The organism is Rhizobium sp. N731 (genome assembly GCF_001664145.1).
Taxonomy (GTDB): Bacteria; Pseudomonadota; Alphaproteobacteria; order Rhizobiales; family Rhizobiaceae; genus Rhizobium; species Rhizobium esperanzae.
The window spans coordinates 175,391-190,354 of the sequence record NZ_CP013603.1; the positions used below are offsets into that span (position 1 = coordinate 175,391).

The window sequence follows — 14,964 nt, forward strand, 5'->3', positions numbered from 1 at the left end:
GCGCGATGATGCCTCTCGGCACAAGCCTGTCGCGTTGGACAATGTCCTATTTCGGCGCGGCGCTCTTCTTCCTGCTTCTGGCCGAAAGCCTGCTTTCGGCCGGGATTTGGGCGCCGTCCTCGGCTGTCGCCGAACCCGATGCGCTCATCATCGTGCATTCGATGACGATCGGCTGGCTCGGCCTGCTGATGATTGGCGCGCTGCTGCAGTTCACGCCGGTGCTGACGGGTCTCGGCCTGCCGACCGGGCGGTTCGACCTGCCCTGCCTCGTGGGCTCGATCGCCGGGCTCGGACTTCTCCTCTGCGGCTTTCAGCTCATCGACGCGGGATCCGCTGCGGCAGGCCCGGTCATGATCGCGGCATCGGCGATACTGCTTGCCTCGCTCCTGTCGATCGCATGGGCGCTGTTATCAGGCCTGTGGCGCGGCAGGGCGGCGCATCCGGCTTCGCCGCTCGTCATGCTCGGCCTGACATGCCTTGCGGTGACGGTCGCGCTGGGATCGTTGTTTGCCGTCACGGTTTCGGGGCCGACGGCCACCCCAAGCATCAGCGAATTCGTCGCCAATGCCGTCCCATTCCATGCGAGCTTCGGTCTCGCCGGATGGATGACCTTTGCCGCGATCGGCGTCAGCTACAAACTGCTGCCGATGTTCCTGCTTTCCGACGAGATGAAGAAATCGCCGTTCATCCGCAACACGGGATCGTTTGCGGCAACGACGCTTGGCTTTGCCGCGGTCGCGACGATATTCGAGCCATCCTTGGGGCAACGGGTCTTTCTTGTGGGATCGCTGTTCTTCCAGCTGCCGATCGCGGCCTATCTGGCCGAGCTGTTCCTGGCCTATCGCGCAAGACGCCGAAAAGACCTCGAATTGAACATGTCGGGATCCCTGCCCGCCTTCGTTCTGCTCGGCCTTTCGGTTCCGATGTTTGCCGTTGCCCTGGCCAGCGATGCCGGCCCTCAGAGTTTTACCGCCATAGCCTATCTGTTCGTCTTCGGCTGGCTGACCGGCCTCGGCTTGTCACAGCTCTTGAAGATCATTCCTTTCCTGACCTGGATCGAGGCGTTCGGACCACTTCTTGGACGCAGGCCCACGCCCCGGCTGGCCGACCTGCTCAATGGACGACGGGCCGCAGCCTGGCTCTGCATCTTCTATCTCGCCGTCGTCGCATCAGCGGCGGCGATCGCGGCCGGATCGGATGCCGGTTTTCGTCTTGCCGTCACGGCTCAGACTTTCGCCACGGCTGCTCTTGTCACGGAGTTTGTCCTTGTACGTCGCCTGGCGAATATCGACTCCGCCGCCAAGGGAGCACCCTTTCAACAGCCGGCGCTTTTCGTCGCCGCCAAACCACAGAGGTAACGACAATGGTTCAGCTCCGTGAACTCGACGTAAGACAGATCCTGCGCGACGGCGGCATGCCGTTTCAGCTCATCATGGACACTTTCGCAAGTCTCGACCCCGATGAAGGCCTGCGGCTTCACGCCATATTCGAGCCAGTCCCTTTGATCCGCCAGCTGGAACGTCGCGGCTATTCGCACCTCAGCCGGCGCCTTGCCGAGGACGACTGGGAAATCGATTTCGTCCCTCATCAAAAAACCAACGGCGATCCCGTAACGGCAACCGCAACCGCGGAGGCGATCTGGCCGGAACCGAGCTGGAACCTCGATCTGACGGACCTCGCGCCGCCGGAGCCGATGGAGCGCATCCTCTCCCGCCTGGAATCGATGGAAAGCGGCGAAGTGCTGTTTGCGCTTCTGAACCGCGAGCCGCTGTTTCTGTTCAATGAGCTCAAGGCCCGCGGCCATGAGTGGATCGGAGATTTCGACGCCAGCGGCAGGATCTACAGAATCATGATCAGGGCAACCCCGGCGAATGTTTCCGATGTCCGCGCATGAGATCTCCAGATCGGCAATTCTGGCAGCGTTACGTGCTATCGAGGATCCGGAGCTCGGAACTGACATCGTCGAGCTCGGGCTTGTTTACGCCGTCGGAATTTCAGATGACGGTACCGTCAGGATAGAGATGACGACGACGACCCGCTTCTGTCCGGCCTCCGCCTTCATCGCGGAGGCGGTGAAGGCGCGGACGGAAGAGATCGCCGGCGTTTCAGCCGCCACCGTCGACATGGTCTACGAACCGGCCTGGACGCCTGAGATGATGGGGCGGTTGCCGGGGGAGTGAATGCGAATGCCGCCTGAGAACCAGGCGGTATTCATGGTCACGGCCGCCGCGCCGCCAGCGGTTTCCGGTCACGGCACAGGAACGGAGCATGTTCGAGCGCAAACAGGCCGAAAGCGACCGACCAGCCGAGCGCCGATAGCGTCAACACCTGCATCGTGAAAGCGGGAACCAGTTCTGCCGCGGGCCTGAGGAGCGCGACCACGGCAAGCACGACATAGGATGCGTTCGTCATCGGGCTGGACTTCAATTTTCGCCCGGTATGGCCTCGGCTTGCCCGCGTCATGACGGCCAGCATCATCATCGACATGGCGCCGATCGCAAAAACATGCAGTACGGCGACCTGCGACAGACCGATCGAACCGAAGGCGACGGCGGCAAATCCCAGGGGGATGAAACCATAGGCGGCGTGCAGCACGAACAGGATCGGCTCCGGCCAGGTCGTCCAGCCGCGCCAGCGGATCAGCCTAATACCGTTCATGGCCGCGGCGGCGGCCGCAGACAGACCGGTTGCGATGGAGCCGGGCGAGATCGCCCACGCGGCGAGCGAGACGGCGCCGACGATGATCGTTGCCGCGTCGAAGCCGCTGTAGGGCACCGGAAAATCGGTGCGGCCGCGTTGATTGATCCAGTTCCGGGTAAAGCTCGGCAGGATCCGCCCTCCGACGATGGTGACGAGCAGGACGTAAGCGCCAAGGCCGAGACGCATGCCAAGTTCGGGACTGCCGCCCGCGAGCACCTCGAAATGGAAGAAGACGTTGGCGAAAGACAGGACGGCTAGCCCGCCAACGACCTTCAGATCCTTCCATTTCCTTCCCGCAATCACTTCGCGGCCGGACAAGACGAGCATGAGCGGAAGGAAAAGGCTGTCGACAAAGACGGCGGCCGTCACCCAGACGCCGCTGCTCGTCAGCATGGCGATACGGCCGATGCTCCATACCGCAAAGAGCCCGACGAGCGGAGGCCCTGCAATGGGAAGGCGGCCGGTCCAGTTCGGGATTGCGGTGAGGAGAAAACCGGCGAGAACAGCGGGCGCGAAACCGAAGAGCATCTCGTGCGCGTGCCAATACAGCGTCCCGTAATCGCCTGCCACCGCGACGCCGTAATTGAGGAATGCTGCCCAAAGGCCGATGCTCACGATCGCCCACAATGCCGCGGCCAGAAAGAAGGGACGAAAGCCGTAAGAGAAGAGGACCATTCCGGAGCGGCTCATTCCCCGGGGCGTTCTGGTCTCCGCGTCCTTGGTAATCTGCATGATCAATGTCTCCATTTTGATCATGCAGAAATGCCGGGAAGCAAGACAGCAGTCGTTGAGATTACGCAAAGAACATCTGTCGAACTTTGTGCCGGCACAAACAGTGAGTTTGCGCCACGTCAAAGATTTCCATCCGGTTTCTTCTACTCTCCCCTTCGACAGGGCGGCGTCCGCTCGGTCTTCGACTACAGGAGATTAGAATGACAAATACTCTGCAAATGACCCGGCGCACGATGCTGACGGGTGCTGCTGTTGCCGGAGCGCTGACGCCAATCGTCGTATCCAGCACGGTGCAGGCCAACGAAGAGGTTGCGGCGGCCGACGCCCTCAAGACCGCCAAACAGACGAAGGTCGACCTGGCGAAGCTTCCCCGCGAGAAGGTCGCGCTCGTCAAGCCGCCCTTCGTTCACACGCACCAGCAGAAGGCTGACGGCGGACCGAAGATCAAGGAGTTCACGCTGACCATCCAGGAAAAGAAGATGATCCTGGACAAGGACGGCACCGAAATCAACGCCATGACCTTTGACGGATCGGTTCCCGGGCCTCTTATGGTGGTGCATCAGGACGACTACGTCGAGCTGACGCTGGTCAATCCCGAAACCAATACACTTCAGCACAATATCGACTTCCATGCCGCGACGGGCGCTCTGGGCGGCGGGGCGCTGACGGTGGTCAACCCGGGCGAGAGCACGGTCTTTCGTTTCAAGGCGACCAAGGCGGGCGTATTCGTCTATCACTGCGCCCCTCCCGGCATGGTTCCGTGGCACGTCACATCAGGCATGAATGGCGCGATCATGGTCCTGCCGCGCGAGGGTCTCAAAGACGGCAAGGGTAGGCCGCTGGTCTACGACAAGATCTATTATGTCGGGGAGCAGGACTTCTACGTCCCGCGCGACGAGACCGGCAAGTTCAAGAAATATGACAGCCCCGGCGAAGCCTATGATGAGACGGTCGCAGTGATGAAAACCCTGACGCCGACCCACATCGTCTTCAACGGCGCGGTCGGCGCTCTGACCGGAGAAAATGCGATGACTGCCAAGGTCGGCGAAACCGTCCTGATCGTTCATTCGCAGGCCAACCGCGATACAAGGCCGCATCTGATCGGTGGGCACGGCGAATATGTCTGGGCGACCGGCAAATTCCTCAACCCGCCCGACACGGATCAGGAAACCTGGTTCATCCCCGGCGGCACGGCGGGTGCTGCCATCTACACTTTCGCTCAGCCAGGCATTTATGCCTACGTGAACCACAACCTTATCGAGGCCTTCGAGCTGGGGGCGGCGGCCCACTTTAAGGTGACCGGCGAATGGGACGACGATCTCATGACCTCGGTCAGGGCGCCGTCGGCAAGCTGACCTGGCGGAGGGGGCGGTGCGCGGGCCAGGGGCGGCCCGCGCACCATTCTCATTTCTGGAACAGGAGCATGATATCGCCGGACATACAGGTTTCGGCATCATGCTCCAGGGGACGCGACTTGCGAAAAAAACATGGCCCGGAACGCAACGATTGAGCCGGTTTCAGGCATATCCATCGCAATTCCTCTCGCGCTGCTCGTGGTCCTGTCGGCCGCGCTTGCGATGCAATCCGGCTTCGTGGTGACGAAAGGGCCCGAGGCGACCGTTGCGGCGCCGCAGACAATCACGGTTGCGCCGCATCGTTTCGCCTATCGCGACGCCGCCGAGTATTTCCGTGACGGTCTGGCCATCGACGCACCCAAACGCGACGTGAGCGTGATTTCATCGCTCGAAATCATGAAATACCAGACCACGCTTCGCGATTATAATCGCTGCGTGGCCGAGGCCATTTGTGCGCCGGCCGAGACCGGAGACGATGCGCCGCCGCGGGAGGAGACGCCGGTGACCGGCGTAAGCTACGACGACGCGCTCCGATATGCGGCCTGGCTGTCGGAACGCACGGGGATCGAATGGCGGCTGCCGACCGATTTCGAGCTGGCCTATGCCGCCGCCGACCGTTTTCCCGACGATGCTCTCGGCATAGATCCCGACGACAGGAACCCTGCTAACCGCTGGCTCGCCGACTACGAGCGTGAAGCACGCAGGGCAAAGGCGATCGACCCCCGACCGCAGCCGCAGGGCTCGTTCGGAATCAGTGAAACCGGTCTGGTGGATTTCGCCGGAAACGTCTGGGAGTGGACATCGACCTGTAACAAGCGGGTCGATCTCGGCCAGAACCGCCGCGTCGAGGAGCCTGACCCCAGGAGCTGTGGGATCATGATAGCCGCCGGCAAGCATCGCGCTCCGATGAGCAGTTTCGTCCGGATTCCCAAGGGCGGCGGATGTTCCGTCGGAAGTCCGCCCGACAATCTCGGCTTTCGCCTCGTTCGCCAGCACGGGCTGCTCGAAGGCCTGAAAGACTGGGCGCGCAGAGCAATGACCGATGTGTTCGAACAGGCGGCGAGCGACAAGGCCAGAACATGATGACGATGAAAGTTGACCGCACGGTTTTGAAGGCGCTGCCGCTCTTCGAGCGAATGACGGATACGGATCTCGACGCGATGCTGCAGCATGCCGCGCCGCGCCGCGTCGCCCAGGGTGATGCGGTGTTCGAGCAAGGCGCCCAGGCGAAATCGTTTTTCCTGCTCCTGCACGGCCGTCTGAAGGTGACGCAGGTGACGCAGGACGGACAGCAGATCATCGTGCGGATGGTCCATCCGGGCGATTTGTTCGGCTTTGCGATGGCGCTGCGCCGGGAGGATTATCCCGGGACAGCCGTGGCGGCAGCCGAAAGCCTCGTCATCAGCTGGCCAACGGATATGTGGCCGCGCTTCGTCGAACAGAATCCCCGCCTGGCTGTGACGGCCATGCAGACGATCGGCCAGCGACTGGAAGAAGCGCATACGCGCATTCGCGAGATGTCGACCGAGGAAGTGGAAAAGAGGGTTGCGCACGCCGTCCTGCGGTTGTCCAAACAGGCCGGGCGGCCGGTGGCAAGCGGTATCCGCATCGATTTCCCGATATCTCGTCAGGACATTGCCGAAATGACGGGAACGACGCTGCATACCGTGTCGAGAATTCTGAGCGCCTGGGAGGCGAAGGGAATGGTCGAAGGCGGCCGGCAGAAGCTGACGGTGACCGATCCTCAAAAACTTCTCAATCTCGCAAATGGCGAGCGGGATTGACCTCTGTCCATCCCGGCGCGGTCCTTCGCAGTTGGCTGCGAAACAGGAGAATGAATTTGACCGAGTTCCTTGCCGCCTTCGCGCTGTTTGTCGCGCTCCATTCCATCCCGGCGGTTCCGACCATCCGGTCGGGAATAATCCGCCGCGTCGGCCGTCCGGTCTATTTCGCCGGTTATTCCGCCATCTCCACCGCCGCCCTGATCTGGGTTTTTTCCTCCGCACTCGCATTGGACTATATACCCTTATGGGAACTCGGGCCGGCAAATGCCGCGGTCGCTTTCGTGCTTGCCCCTTTCGGCATATTTCTTGTCGTCGCCGGGCTTTTGAGCGCCAATCCTCTGTCCATTACCTTGAACCCGTCGCCGACGCTCGGCTCCGTCACGAAAATCACCAGACATCCGGTGCTTTGGGGTTTTGCCGCCTGGGCGAGCGGCCATATCGCCGCAAACGGCGACCTGCGTTCGCTTCTGCTGTTCGGAGGATTTGCCGCATTTGCTCTGGGCGCGATCCCGATGACCGAAAAGAGATCGAAACGACGTCTCGGCGGCTCTTGGGCGAAGCTCGCGGGGCATAGCTCGATCCTGCCGTTCGCCGCCTGTTTGAAAGGCGAGCAGTCCACCTTCGATATGCCGATGCTTGTCGCAGGCCTTGCGACTGCGGTCTTGACCCTGTGGCTACTGTTCGCGGGCGGTCACAGCGCGATGTTCGGCGCCGACCCCCTCGCCCTGTTCATTTGACCGAAGTCAAAGCGTCTTGCGACCGGCGCCGTAACTTGAAGAAAATTTTGAAGCCGCAGCGACGAACCAATGATCCGGAGCGATGGAATGCCATATGAAATCGTCACAGCAAGTCTCGATGCGAAAGACAAGTCGGGGCATATCGATGTGCGGTTCGGGCCCGACATGAAGACCGTCATTGTGTCGCGGCGGGCATTGCTGTCGGTGGCGTCGCCGCCGCGGGCAACCGAATTCCGCCTTCTTCAATATGTCGACACTTTCTGCCAAATAGCTGCGCGCCGCCTTGCCTCAACGAGCGGCAACACGGTTCTGATCACGGCGAACGATGTCCGCGGATGGCTCTGCGCGTGGCAATCCGCGCCGGCCCCCGTCCCGATGCAGACGAAACGCCATCGGCTGCACGACGCCAGACCCGCGTAATTCTGACCGGAGTGGATTTGCGCTTTGCGATGAGGACAACGACCGCTTGGTGGTGACACCAGCTTGACGGGCATGTTAAAGACGATGCCATTGAATACGATCTGTAACGAGCAACGGCTTGGCGGATGGACGATGGCAGCACTTCAACATGACGCGCATCTTCTCGTCGTCGACGATGACCCGCGCATTCGCCAGATGTTGACGCGCTACTTCGAGGACGAGGGTTACACGGTCTCTTCCGCCGCCGACGGGATCGAGATGCGCGTGCGCCTGCGCCAGCAGAATTTCGACGCGGTCCTGCTCGACCTCGTTCTTCCCGGCGGCACGGATGGCCTTGACCTCGCCCGCGAAATCCGCGCCCAGTCCGACGTGCCGATCATGATGCTGACGGGCCGCGACGACGTCGTCGATCGAATCGTCGGTCTGGAGGTCGGCGCCGACGATTATATCGCCAAGCCCTTCCATCTCCGGGAGGTCCATGCGCGCCTGAAATCGATCCTGCGCCGCCGGCAAGCTCCTGCGCGCAGCGCCGAGGCGGCTGGCGAGGAGATTATCGGCTTCGAAGACTGGAGGCTCAATCTCAGCCGCAGGCAGCTTTTCGATCCGGAAGGCGCGGAAATCGAGTTGACGACCGGCGAGTTCGATATGCTGACGACCTTCGTCCGGCACGCCGGACGGGTTCTGACCCGCGACGTGCTGATGGACCTGACCCGGGGCCGAAGCCTCGAAGCTTTCGACCGGACGATCGACGCCCAGATCGTCCGGCTGCGGCGCAAGATCGAGACGGACCCGAAGAAGCCGCAATTCATCAAGGCCGTGCGCGGCGTCGGCTACGTCTTTACCGCAAGGCTGGATTGACCGGTTCTGGCGAGACTGACGGGTCTGGCCCAATTCCTCTGCGGTATTCAATCATCAGGAGCCCAGCAAGGCGCTGATCTCGGCGCGAGAAGGCATGGCGGGAGCCGTGCCCGGCCGTGTTACCGCGATCGCGGCGGTCGCGCAGCCGAAACGGACGGCCTCGATTGGCGCCCGGCCTTCCGAAATCGCCGTCGCGAACCCGCCGAGGAAGGCGTCGCCGGCCCCGGTTGTGTCAATGACATTTCCGGCCGAAAATGCGGGCACGAATTCGCTCTGCCCGGCTGTGTGATAGAACGCACCGCGGGCGCCGAGCGTGATGACCGCTGCTTTCGCGCCCCGATCGACCAGCGTGTGTGCCGCTGCACGTGCCTGCTCATCGGTTTCGATCGCATGGCCCACCAATTCCGCTGCTTCGACTTCGTTGGGAACGATGAAATCGCACAGGCCATAGATGCTGTCCGGGATGGCGCTGGCCGGCGCCGGATTGAAGATTGTCGTTGCCCCTGCCCTCTTGGCGATCGACAGGCCATGCAAGGCCGCTTCCAGCGGTTGTTCGAGTTGTGTCATGAAGATAGCGGCGCTTTCGATCGCCGCCCGATTTACTTCGACATCTTCGATGCCGATCAGCCCTGCGGCGCCCGGCACCACGATGATGGCATTGTCGCCGCTCGCTTCGTCGACGAAGATGAAGGCAGCGCCCGTCGAAACGCCTTCCATCTGCATCACATTGGCTTTGACGCCCGCCTCCGCATAGGCCGCAAGGGCCATCGCGCCGAACGCGTCGTTGCCGACCCGTGAAATGAAAGTCACCTTGCCGCCTGCCTTTGCCGCGGCGATCGCCTGGTTGGAGCCCTTGCCTCCCGGCCCGAGCGTGAAACCCGACCCCATCAGCGTCTCGGCAATATGGGGCAGGCGCTTTGCCTTATAGGCGGTGTCGGCGGCAAAAATGCCTAAAATGACGATCCCGCTTTTTTCGCTCATCTCACGGCCTCTTCCGCTGGAATGACGCCCTTGGTCAAAAGGAAGCATCCATAGAACCGCAGTTCCCCGGTTGCGATCACGCAATAGGCCTTTTTGGCGATGTCATAGAACGCCATGCGTTCGACGGGATACATCGGCGACGGCTTGCCTTCGGCCCGGTCGACAATCGCCTGCACTTCCTGTTGAATCGGCGGGATTTCACCCGGCTTGCCAATCACTTCCATGCGGCCAACCGAAGGCTGGATCGGCGTGTCCAGAGGCAGGACCGAAAGGACCGCGTCGATCGCCTGCGGCGCGGGAATGTTTTCCATGGTCAGCAGTCTACCCAGACGCGTCTGGCGGGCTATCGAATCCGACGGAAAATTCATGTCGGAGATGACGAGATAATCGCCATGTCCCATGTTGCAAAGCGCCTGAAGAATGTCGCCGTTGAGTTCGGCCCGAATTCCCTTGAGCATTGATCTTCCACCCTTTCTCTAGCCGGTACGCCCGGCCGTGCTTCAATTTTTGTGTCCGTCGACATCCGCCCTGGAGTGCCGCGCGTCCTTTCGGACGCAGAAAGGACGCTTTCACGCTTTGGATCTACGCATCGGGCTTTCCGAGAATCGATTCCGATTTTCGGGCCGGTGCGCCAGGTTGCGGGCACGGGCCGCTCGAACCACGCACGATCAGCGATCCGTCCACCATTTCGTCCCCCTTGCCCGGCGGTTCCTCCAGGAGAAGGCTGACCGCGCGCCGCGCCAGCATGTCGGCCGGCTGGCGGATGGTTGTCAGCCGCGGCACCACGAGATTGGCAAGCGAAATGTCGTCGAAACCTGTCACGGACAGTTTTCGCGGCACGTCGATCTTGAGGTCGCGGGCGGCACGTAATGCGCCGATCGCCTGCTGGTCGCTGGCGGCAGCGATCGCGGTCGGCCGGCTTTGTGGCGGGCGCGAAAGCAGCTCACGGGCAATTCTTTCGCCGGACTCGTAGTCGAATCTGCCATGGGCGATTTCCAGTTCGACAGGCTCGCCGGTCTTGCCGAAGCCGTCCATGCGGCTGACGAAGGCCTCTTTGCGGATGCGCCCTGCTTCGGTGTCGGTCGGCCCGGCAATATAGGCGATGCGCCGGTGCCCCAGCCCATAGAGATGATCGGCAATCAGTGTGGCCGCTTGCGCATGGTTGGTCGACACCAGGGGAAAGGCGCCGAAACGCCGGTCCAGCGATATGACCGGCACCGAGGCTGGCAGATCGAGACCAGAACCGTCGCTCGAAGCCACCACGATGATGCCGCGCACCGATCGGTCGAGAAAAGCCGAAACATGGCTCTGCTCCGCCTCGCTGTCGTTGTGCGAGCTTGCCAGCATCAGGCTGTGACCGCATTCGAGCGCCGCGCGCTCGATGCTTGCCGCAAGCTGCGCAAAAAAAGGGTTGGTGATGTCGGGAACGACGAGGCCGATGACGTCGGTTCTGCTGGTGCGCAAGGCTCGTGCAGTCACGTTCGGTCGGTAACCGAGCGCCGAAATGGCGTCGTTGACCCTTCCACGCAGCATGGGTTTGACCGCGGCTTCGCCCGACAGAACACGCGAAACGGTGCCCACGGAGACGCCCGCATATTCGGCGACATCCTTGACTGTGGGCATCTTTGCCATATTCAAACGTCCCGCGGCTATTTTACCGCTCCTGCGGTCATCCCGGCGATGATGTGCTTTTCCAACACGACGCCGACGATGACCAGCGGAAGAATACCGGCGGTGGAAAGGGCGGCCATCGACCACCAGTTGATGCCCTGACTGCCTGTCTGGCTGGCAATCATCACCGGCAGCGTGTTGGTATTGGTGGAAGTCAGCAATGCGGCGAAGAAATATTCATTCCAGCACAGGATCAGCGCCAAAAGAAAGGCGGCAACCATGCCCGGCAGAACGAGCGGCACGATGATGCGGGCAAACGCGCCCCAGATCGACAGGCCGTCGACCAGCGCGGCTTCCTCGAGCTCGACTGGTATGGTGGCGAACTGATCGCGCATGATCCAGACGACGATCGGCAGGACCATCAGCGTATAAACGGCGATCATGCCGGCATAGGTGTCGAGCAGCGCCAGTTCCTTGTAGAGAACCAGGAATGGCAGGGCGAGGACGACGGGCGGCATAATCAGCTGCGACAGGAAGAAGAAGGAAATATCGGAATTGCGCATATGGCCGAACTTGTATGAGAAGCGGCTGAGGCCGTAGGCGGCGAGCGATCCGAGCACAACCGCAAGAGCGGATGCGGTGACGGAGATGATGACGCTGTTCCAGAGCCTGCGCATGAACTCGTCACGCACCGTCGAGATCTGGGAAATCGTATCGGGAGAGATCCCGAGCGAACGCCAGCCGAGCCAGTTGGGTGCGAAATTGAACCACGGGATCAGATTGCCGCGCATGACATCTGCGGCTGTTTTGAACGAGGTCGAAACCGTCCAGAACAGCGGGAAGATGCAGACACAGGCCCAGATGACGAGTAGGCCGTAGATGGCCAAACGCATGGCCCACCAGCGAATGCGCTGGCCGCGTCCGTATTTTTCGAAATCGATCCGAACCATCAGAGCCTTCCTGTCATCCGCTTCACGATACGGTCGGAGATCTTCATCAGCACTGTCATGCCGAAGACGATCATCACCAAATAGACGAGCGCGAGCAGGGTCCCGTATCCGACGTTCGACCGGTCGCGGTATTCGCGATAGATGAAACTGGTGACGGAGTCGGTCGCCCCGCCGGGGCCCCCGGATGTCACCGTGATGATGATGTCGGCGAGCTTGAGCTTGAAGATGATGCGGATCATTACCGCCGTGACCGAGACCGGCAGCATGAGCGGAAAGATGACCTGCCAGAAGCGCTGCCATTTTGTGGCGCCGTCGACTTCGGCCGCCTCCAGCACCTCCCGAGACAAGGCCTGCAATCCGGCGAGCAGCATGATCATCATGAAGGGAATGAAGGTCCAGGCATCCATGATCATGATCCAAAGGCGCGCCGTCAGTGGATTTCCGAAAAAGGAGGGATTTTCCCAGCCGAGCCAGCGCGCCAGGCGCGCGATCGGACCGAAACGGGTCTCCAGCATTGACTTGCCGACCATCCAGCTCACCGCGACCGGCGACAGCATCAGGGGCATGAGGAACGTTACCCGCCAGAACTTTCGGGCAATAATTTCCTGGTTGAGGAGCAGCGCCAGGCCGAAGGCGATCGCATATTCGACCGCGATCGCGAGGCAATATAGGATCATGTTGAGCAGGGCATTGGCATAGAAGGGATCGGCGATCATCCGGCGTACATTGTCGAGCCCGTTGAAGCGACGCCCGGCGGAAGAGGCGAGGTTCCAGTCGGAAAAGCCGATCCAGAGCGCAAAAAGCAGTGGGAAGACCACCATCGATACGACGAAAAGCGCCGCCGGCAGAACAAAGAGCGCCTTCTTGCCGGCCTCGCCGTAGATGACGACGCGGGTGACGCAAAGAACAGCGGCCCAGATGAAATAGGCGTAGAGAACCGGCCGCCAGTTGGCAAAGCCCCAATTGGTCCAGCCAAGTTCATGGACAGCCTGCAATACAAAGGATGCCACGAACCATAGGGCGCTCAGCCACAGAGCCGCGCGGCCCCAGAAACGGCGGCTCGCGGAAATGGAGCCGGCTTCGACCGTGTGGAGCAGGTCGCCTTCGACTGTCGACATTGATATTCCTCGCCCGGACAGGATGGGCGCCGGCGGAGCCTTTCAGTCCGCCAGCGCGTTTATGTCAATCGATCAGAGCCCGAGGCTCGCCCGATAGAGTTTCAGCTGGCTATCGCGGCCAATCTGGTCTGTGATCTTTTCCCAGGCGGCGGCAATCGCATCCGCGGTTTCCTGTGCCGACTTGTATTGTCCGGCAAAGCCCTTCGCCAATTCGTCCTCCGCAACGGAGTAATATTGGAAGATGCCGGGGATGCGCGGCTCGATCGCTGCGTTCGGGTGATTATAGCTGTCGGCGTTCGAACCCAGATAGTCTTCAATGTAGGCGCGGTCGTAACCTGCCTTTTCCCATTCGTCGTAGTTGAAGTGCGACTGACGATAGGGCTGGAAACCGGACGGATAGGCCGACGTCCAAAGGGAAAGATCCTTGCCGCCGAGATGGGCTGCAGCAGACCAGGCCGCCTTGCGCTTCTTCTCGTCGCTGGAGACCCGCTTGGTGACGTAGATGCCCCAGCCGAGATAGGCCATGTTGGGCGCTTCGTTATACTTGTCTTCCCATTGCCCGGTCTTGCGGTTGTAGACACGATTGGAGCCGCGGTTGATGCCGAATCCGACGACATCGCCGACAACCGAAGAGTCTGAAGTGCGCGCGCTGGAGCCGACGTCGCCCCACCACATCAGCATTGCGCCGGTGCCTGCCAGGAACTGCGAAAAGGCCGTTGTGTTAGGATCCGCATTGATCTGATCGGCCGGATAGGCCTTGGCTGCGATCAGATCCAGCACGTCCTGGATCGCCTGGACCCAGGCAGGGTTGTTGACCAGCGGCTTCATGTTTTCGGGGTCGAACAGCCAAGCCGGATCGCCGGGGTATTTGGCATAGGCCGTCGCGCGGTTCTCGATGAAATAGAAGCCGAACCCGCCCCAGCCCTTGAGCGGGTCGAGATAGCCGTAGGCCGGCTGGCCGGTCAGCGGATCGGTTTTGCCGATCAGCGCCTTGGACGCTGCGTTGATGTCCTGCCAGGTCTTCGGCGGCTCGGCCATGCCGCTGATCGAGCCTTCGCCGAAGTAATCCTTGCGATAGGCGAAGGTATGGCAATCGCCATCGATCGTAACGCGATAGGTCTTGCCATCCCAGGTGCCGACCGGTGGCTTCAGGTAGTTCACCAGGTCGTCGGCTTCGATCTGCTTTGCAGCCCAGTCGGGCATCTCGTCCAGAAGGCCGCGTCCGGCGGTGTCGCCTTCGAAGGGTGCGCCCATTTCCAGAATGTCGTAATCAACCGTGCCGGTTGCGATCGACTGCTGAAGGCGGGCGTTGTAATCGGCCTGAGCAAGGTCGATCCAGTTGATCTTGGCGCCGGTATAGGCTTCCCAAGGCTTCAGGAAGCCGCGAAACAGGAAGTTGTGGAGGTTCTGGTTGTTGAGCCCCATGAAGGTCAGCTCGACGCCGGCGAATTCGCCCTGCTTGACATTGGCCTTTGTCGGGCCGAGGCAGAGCTCGCCCACCTTCTGCCAGTCTGTGTCCGTCGGCGAACCCTTGCCGACGCCCGGGATCTGCAGGATCTGCGCACGCAGATCATCGGCGGCGAATGCGGTGCCGGCAATTCCGCCCATCGCGCCGGACAGGCCGAGCAGAGCCGCCGCACTTGCCGTTCCGCGCAAAACGTCGCGGCGACTTGCCTGACGGCGCATCAATGCATCGTAAATTTCGACTTTCATGTCTT

General features: G+C 61.4%; 16 protein-coding genes. 9 read left to right on the top strand and 7 right to left on the bottom strand.

Translation table 11 applies throughout. The features are described 5' to 3' along the window. Positions 1–5 precede the first annotated feature (5 nt). The 3 genes from AMK02_RS22500 to AMK02_RS22510 are packed head-to-tail and all read left to right on the top strand — an operon-like array spanning position 6 to position 2,180. Positions 6–1,358, top strand: a complete 1,353-nt coding sequence (locus AMK02_RS22500; protein WP_064806914.1) for a hypothetical protein — start codon at positions 6–8, stop codon at positions 1,356–1,358. Positions 1,359–1,363: 5 nt separating this feature from the next. Continuing rightward, positions 1,364–1,894, top strand: a complete 531-nt coding sequence (locus AMK02_RS22505; protein WP_064806917.1) for a DUF2249 domain-containing protein — start codon at positions 1,364–1,366, stop codon at positions 1,892–1,894. Continuing rightward, positions 1,881–2,180: a metal-sulfur cluster assembly factor gene (locus AMK02_RS22510; RefSeq protein ID WP_167377211.1), complete on the top strand. Its 300-nt coding sequence runs from the start codon at positions 1,881–1,883 to the stop codon at positions 2,178–2,180. Before AMK02_RS22505 ends, AMK02_RS22510 begins: the two co-directional genes overlap by 14 nt. A gap of 37 nt (positions 2,181–2,217) precedes the next feature. Here AMK02_RS22510 and AMK02_RS22515 read toward each other — a convergent pair whose 3' ends face one another. After that, entirely contained in the window at positions 2,218–3,432 is a 1,215-nt protein-coding gene (locus AMK02_RS22515) for an NnrS family protein (RefSeq protein WP_082240372.1), read from the bottom strand. 200 nt (positions 3,433–3,632) lie between these two features. On the opposite strand from AMK02_RS22515, the gene nirK reads away from it, so the two are divergent. The 6 genes from nirK to AMK02_RS22545 all read left to right on the top strand — a co-directional run bounded on the left by nirK (position 3,633) and on the right by AMK02_RS22545 (position 8,586). After that, positions 3,633–4,787, top strand: a complete 1,155-nt coding sequence (gene nirK, locus AMK02_RS22520) for a copper-containing nitrite reductase (RefSeq protein WP_064806923.1) — start codon at positions 3,633–3,635, stop codon at positions 4,785–4,787. A gap of 132 nt (positions 4,788–4,919) precedes the next feature. Continuing rightward, positions 4,920–5,870, top strand: a complete 951-nt coding sequence (locus tag AMK02_RS22525; protein WP_064806924.1) for an SUMF1/EgtB/PvdO family nonheme iron enzyme — start codon at positions 4,920–4,922, stop codon at positions 5,868–5,870. A 5-nt stretch (positions 5,871–5,875) separates the two neighbouring features. Then, positions 5,876–6,571: a Crp/Fnr family transcriptional regulator gene (locus AMK02_RS22530; RefSeq protein WP_064807186.1), complete on the top strand. Its 696-nt coding sequence runs from the start codon at positions 5,876–5,878 to the stop codon at positions 6,569–6,571. Positions 6,572–6,627: 56 nt separating this feature from the next. Next, positions 6,628–7,308 (top strand): NnrU family protein, encoded by a 681-nt coding sequence (locus AMK02_RS22535; RefSeq protein ID WP_064806925.1) that lies wholly within the window; start codon positions 6,628–6,630, stop codon positions 7,306–7,308. A gap of 87 nt (positions 7,309–7,395) precedes the next feature. Beyond that, complete coding sequence (locus AMK02_RS22540) at positions 7,396–7,728, top strand: hypothetical protein (RefSeq protein ID WP_064807189.1); 333 nt, start codon at positions 7,396–7,398, stop codon at positions 7,726–7,728. 132 nt (positions 7,729–7,860) lie between these two features. Next, on the top strand, positions 7,861–8,586 hold the full coding sequence (locus AMK02_RS22545; RefSeq protein WP_064806926.1) for a response regulator: 726 nt from the start codon (positions 7,861–7,863) through the stop codon (positions 8,584–8,586). A gap of 54 nt (positions 8,587–8,640) precedes the next feature. Here AMK02_RS22545 and AMK02_RS22550 read toward each other — a convergent pair whose 3' ends face one another. From AMK02_RS22550 to AMK02_RS22575, 6 genes are all read right to left on the bottom strand, one after another. Continuing rightward, positions 8,641–9,567 carry a ribokinase gene (locus tag AMK02_RS22550; RefSeq protein ID WP_064806931.1) on the bottom strand — a complete coding sequence of 309 codons (927 nt, stop codon included), beginning with the start codon at positions 9,565–9,567 and terminating at the stop codon, positions 8,641–8,643. After that, positions 9,564–10,025: an RbsD/FucU family protein gene (locus AMK02_RS22555; protein WP_064806936.1), complete on the bottom strand. Its 462-nt coding sequence runs from the start codon at positions 10,023–10,025 to the stop codon at positions 9,564–9,566. The genes AMK02_RS22550 and AMK02_RS22555 overlap by 4 nt, the downstream gene beginning before the upstream one ends. A gap of 124 nt (positions 10,026–10,149) precedes the next feature. Beyond that, a complete protein-coding gene (locus tag AMK02_RS22560; protein ID WP_064806937.1) occupies positions 10,150–11,199 on the bottom strand; it encodes a LacI family DNA-binding transcriptional regulator in 1,050 nt (349 codons plus the stop codon). 17 nt (positions 11,200–11,216) lie between these two features. Then, positions 11,217–12,128, bottom strand: a complete 912-nt coding sequence (locus AMK02_RS22565; RefSeq protein ID WP_064806938.1) for a carbohydrate ABC transporter permease — start codon at positions 12,126–12,128, stop codon at positions 11,217–11,219. Next, positions 12,128–13,246: a carbohydrate ABC transporter permease gene (locus AMK02_RS22570; protein ID WP_064806939.1), complete on the bottom strand. Its 1,119-nt coding sequence runs from the start codon at positions 13,244–13,246 to the stop codon at positions 12,128–12,130. The genes AMK02_RS22565 and AMK02_RS22570 overlap by 1 nt, the downstream gene beginning before the upstream one ends. A 72-nt stretch (positions 13,247–13,318) precedes the next feature. Beyond that, positions 13,319–14,959 carry an extracellular solute-binding protein gene (locus AMK02_RS22575; RefSeq protein WP_064806944.1) on the bottom strand — a complete coding sequence of 547 codons (1,641 nt, stop codon included), beginning with the start codon at positions 14,957–14,959 and terminating at the stop codon, positions 13,319–13,321. Positions 14,960–14,964: the final 5 nt, after the last annotated feature.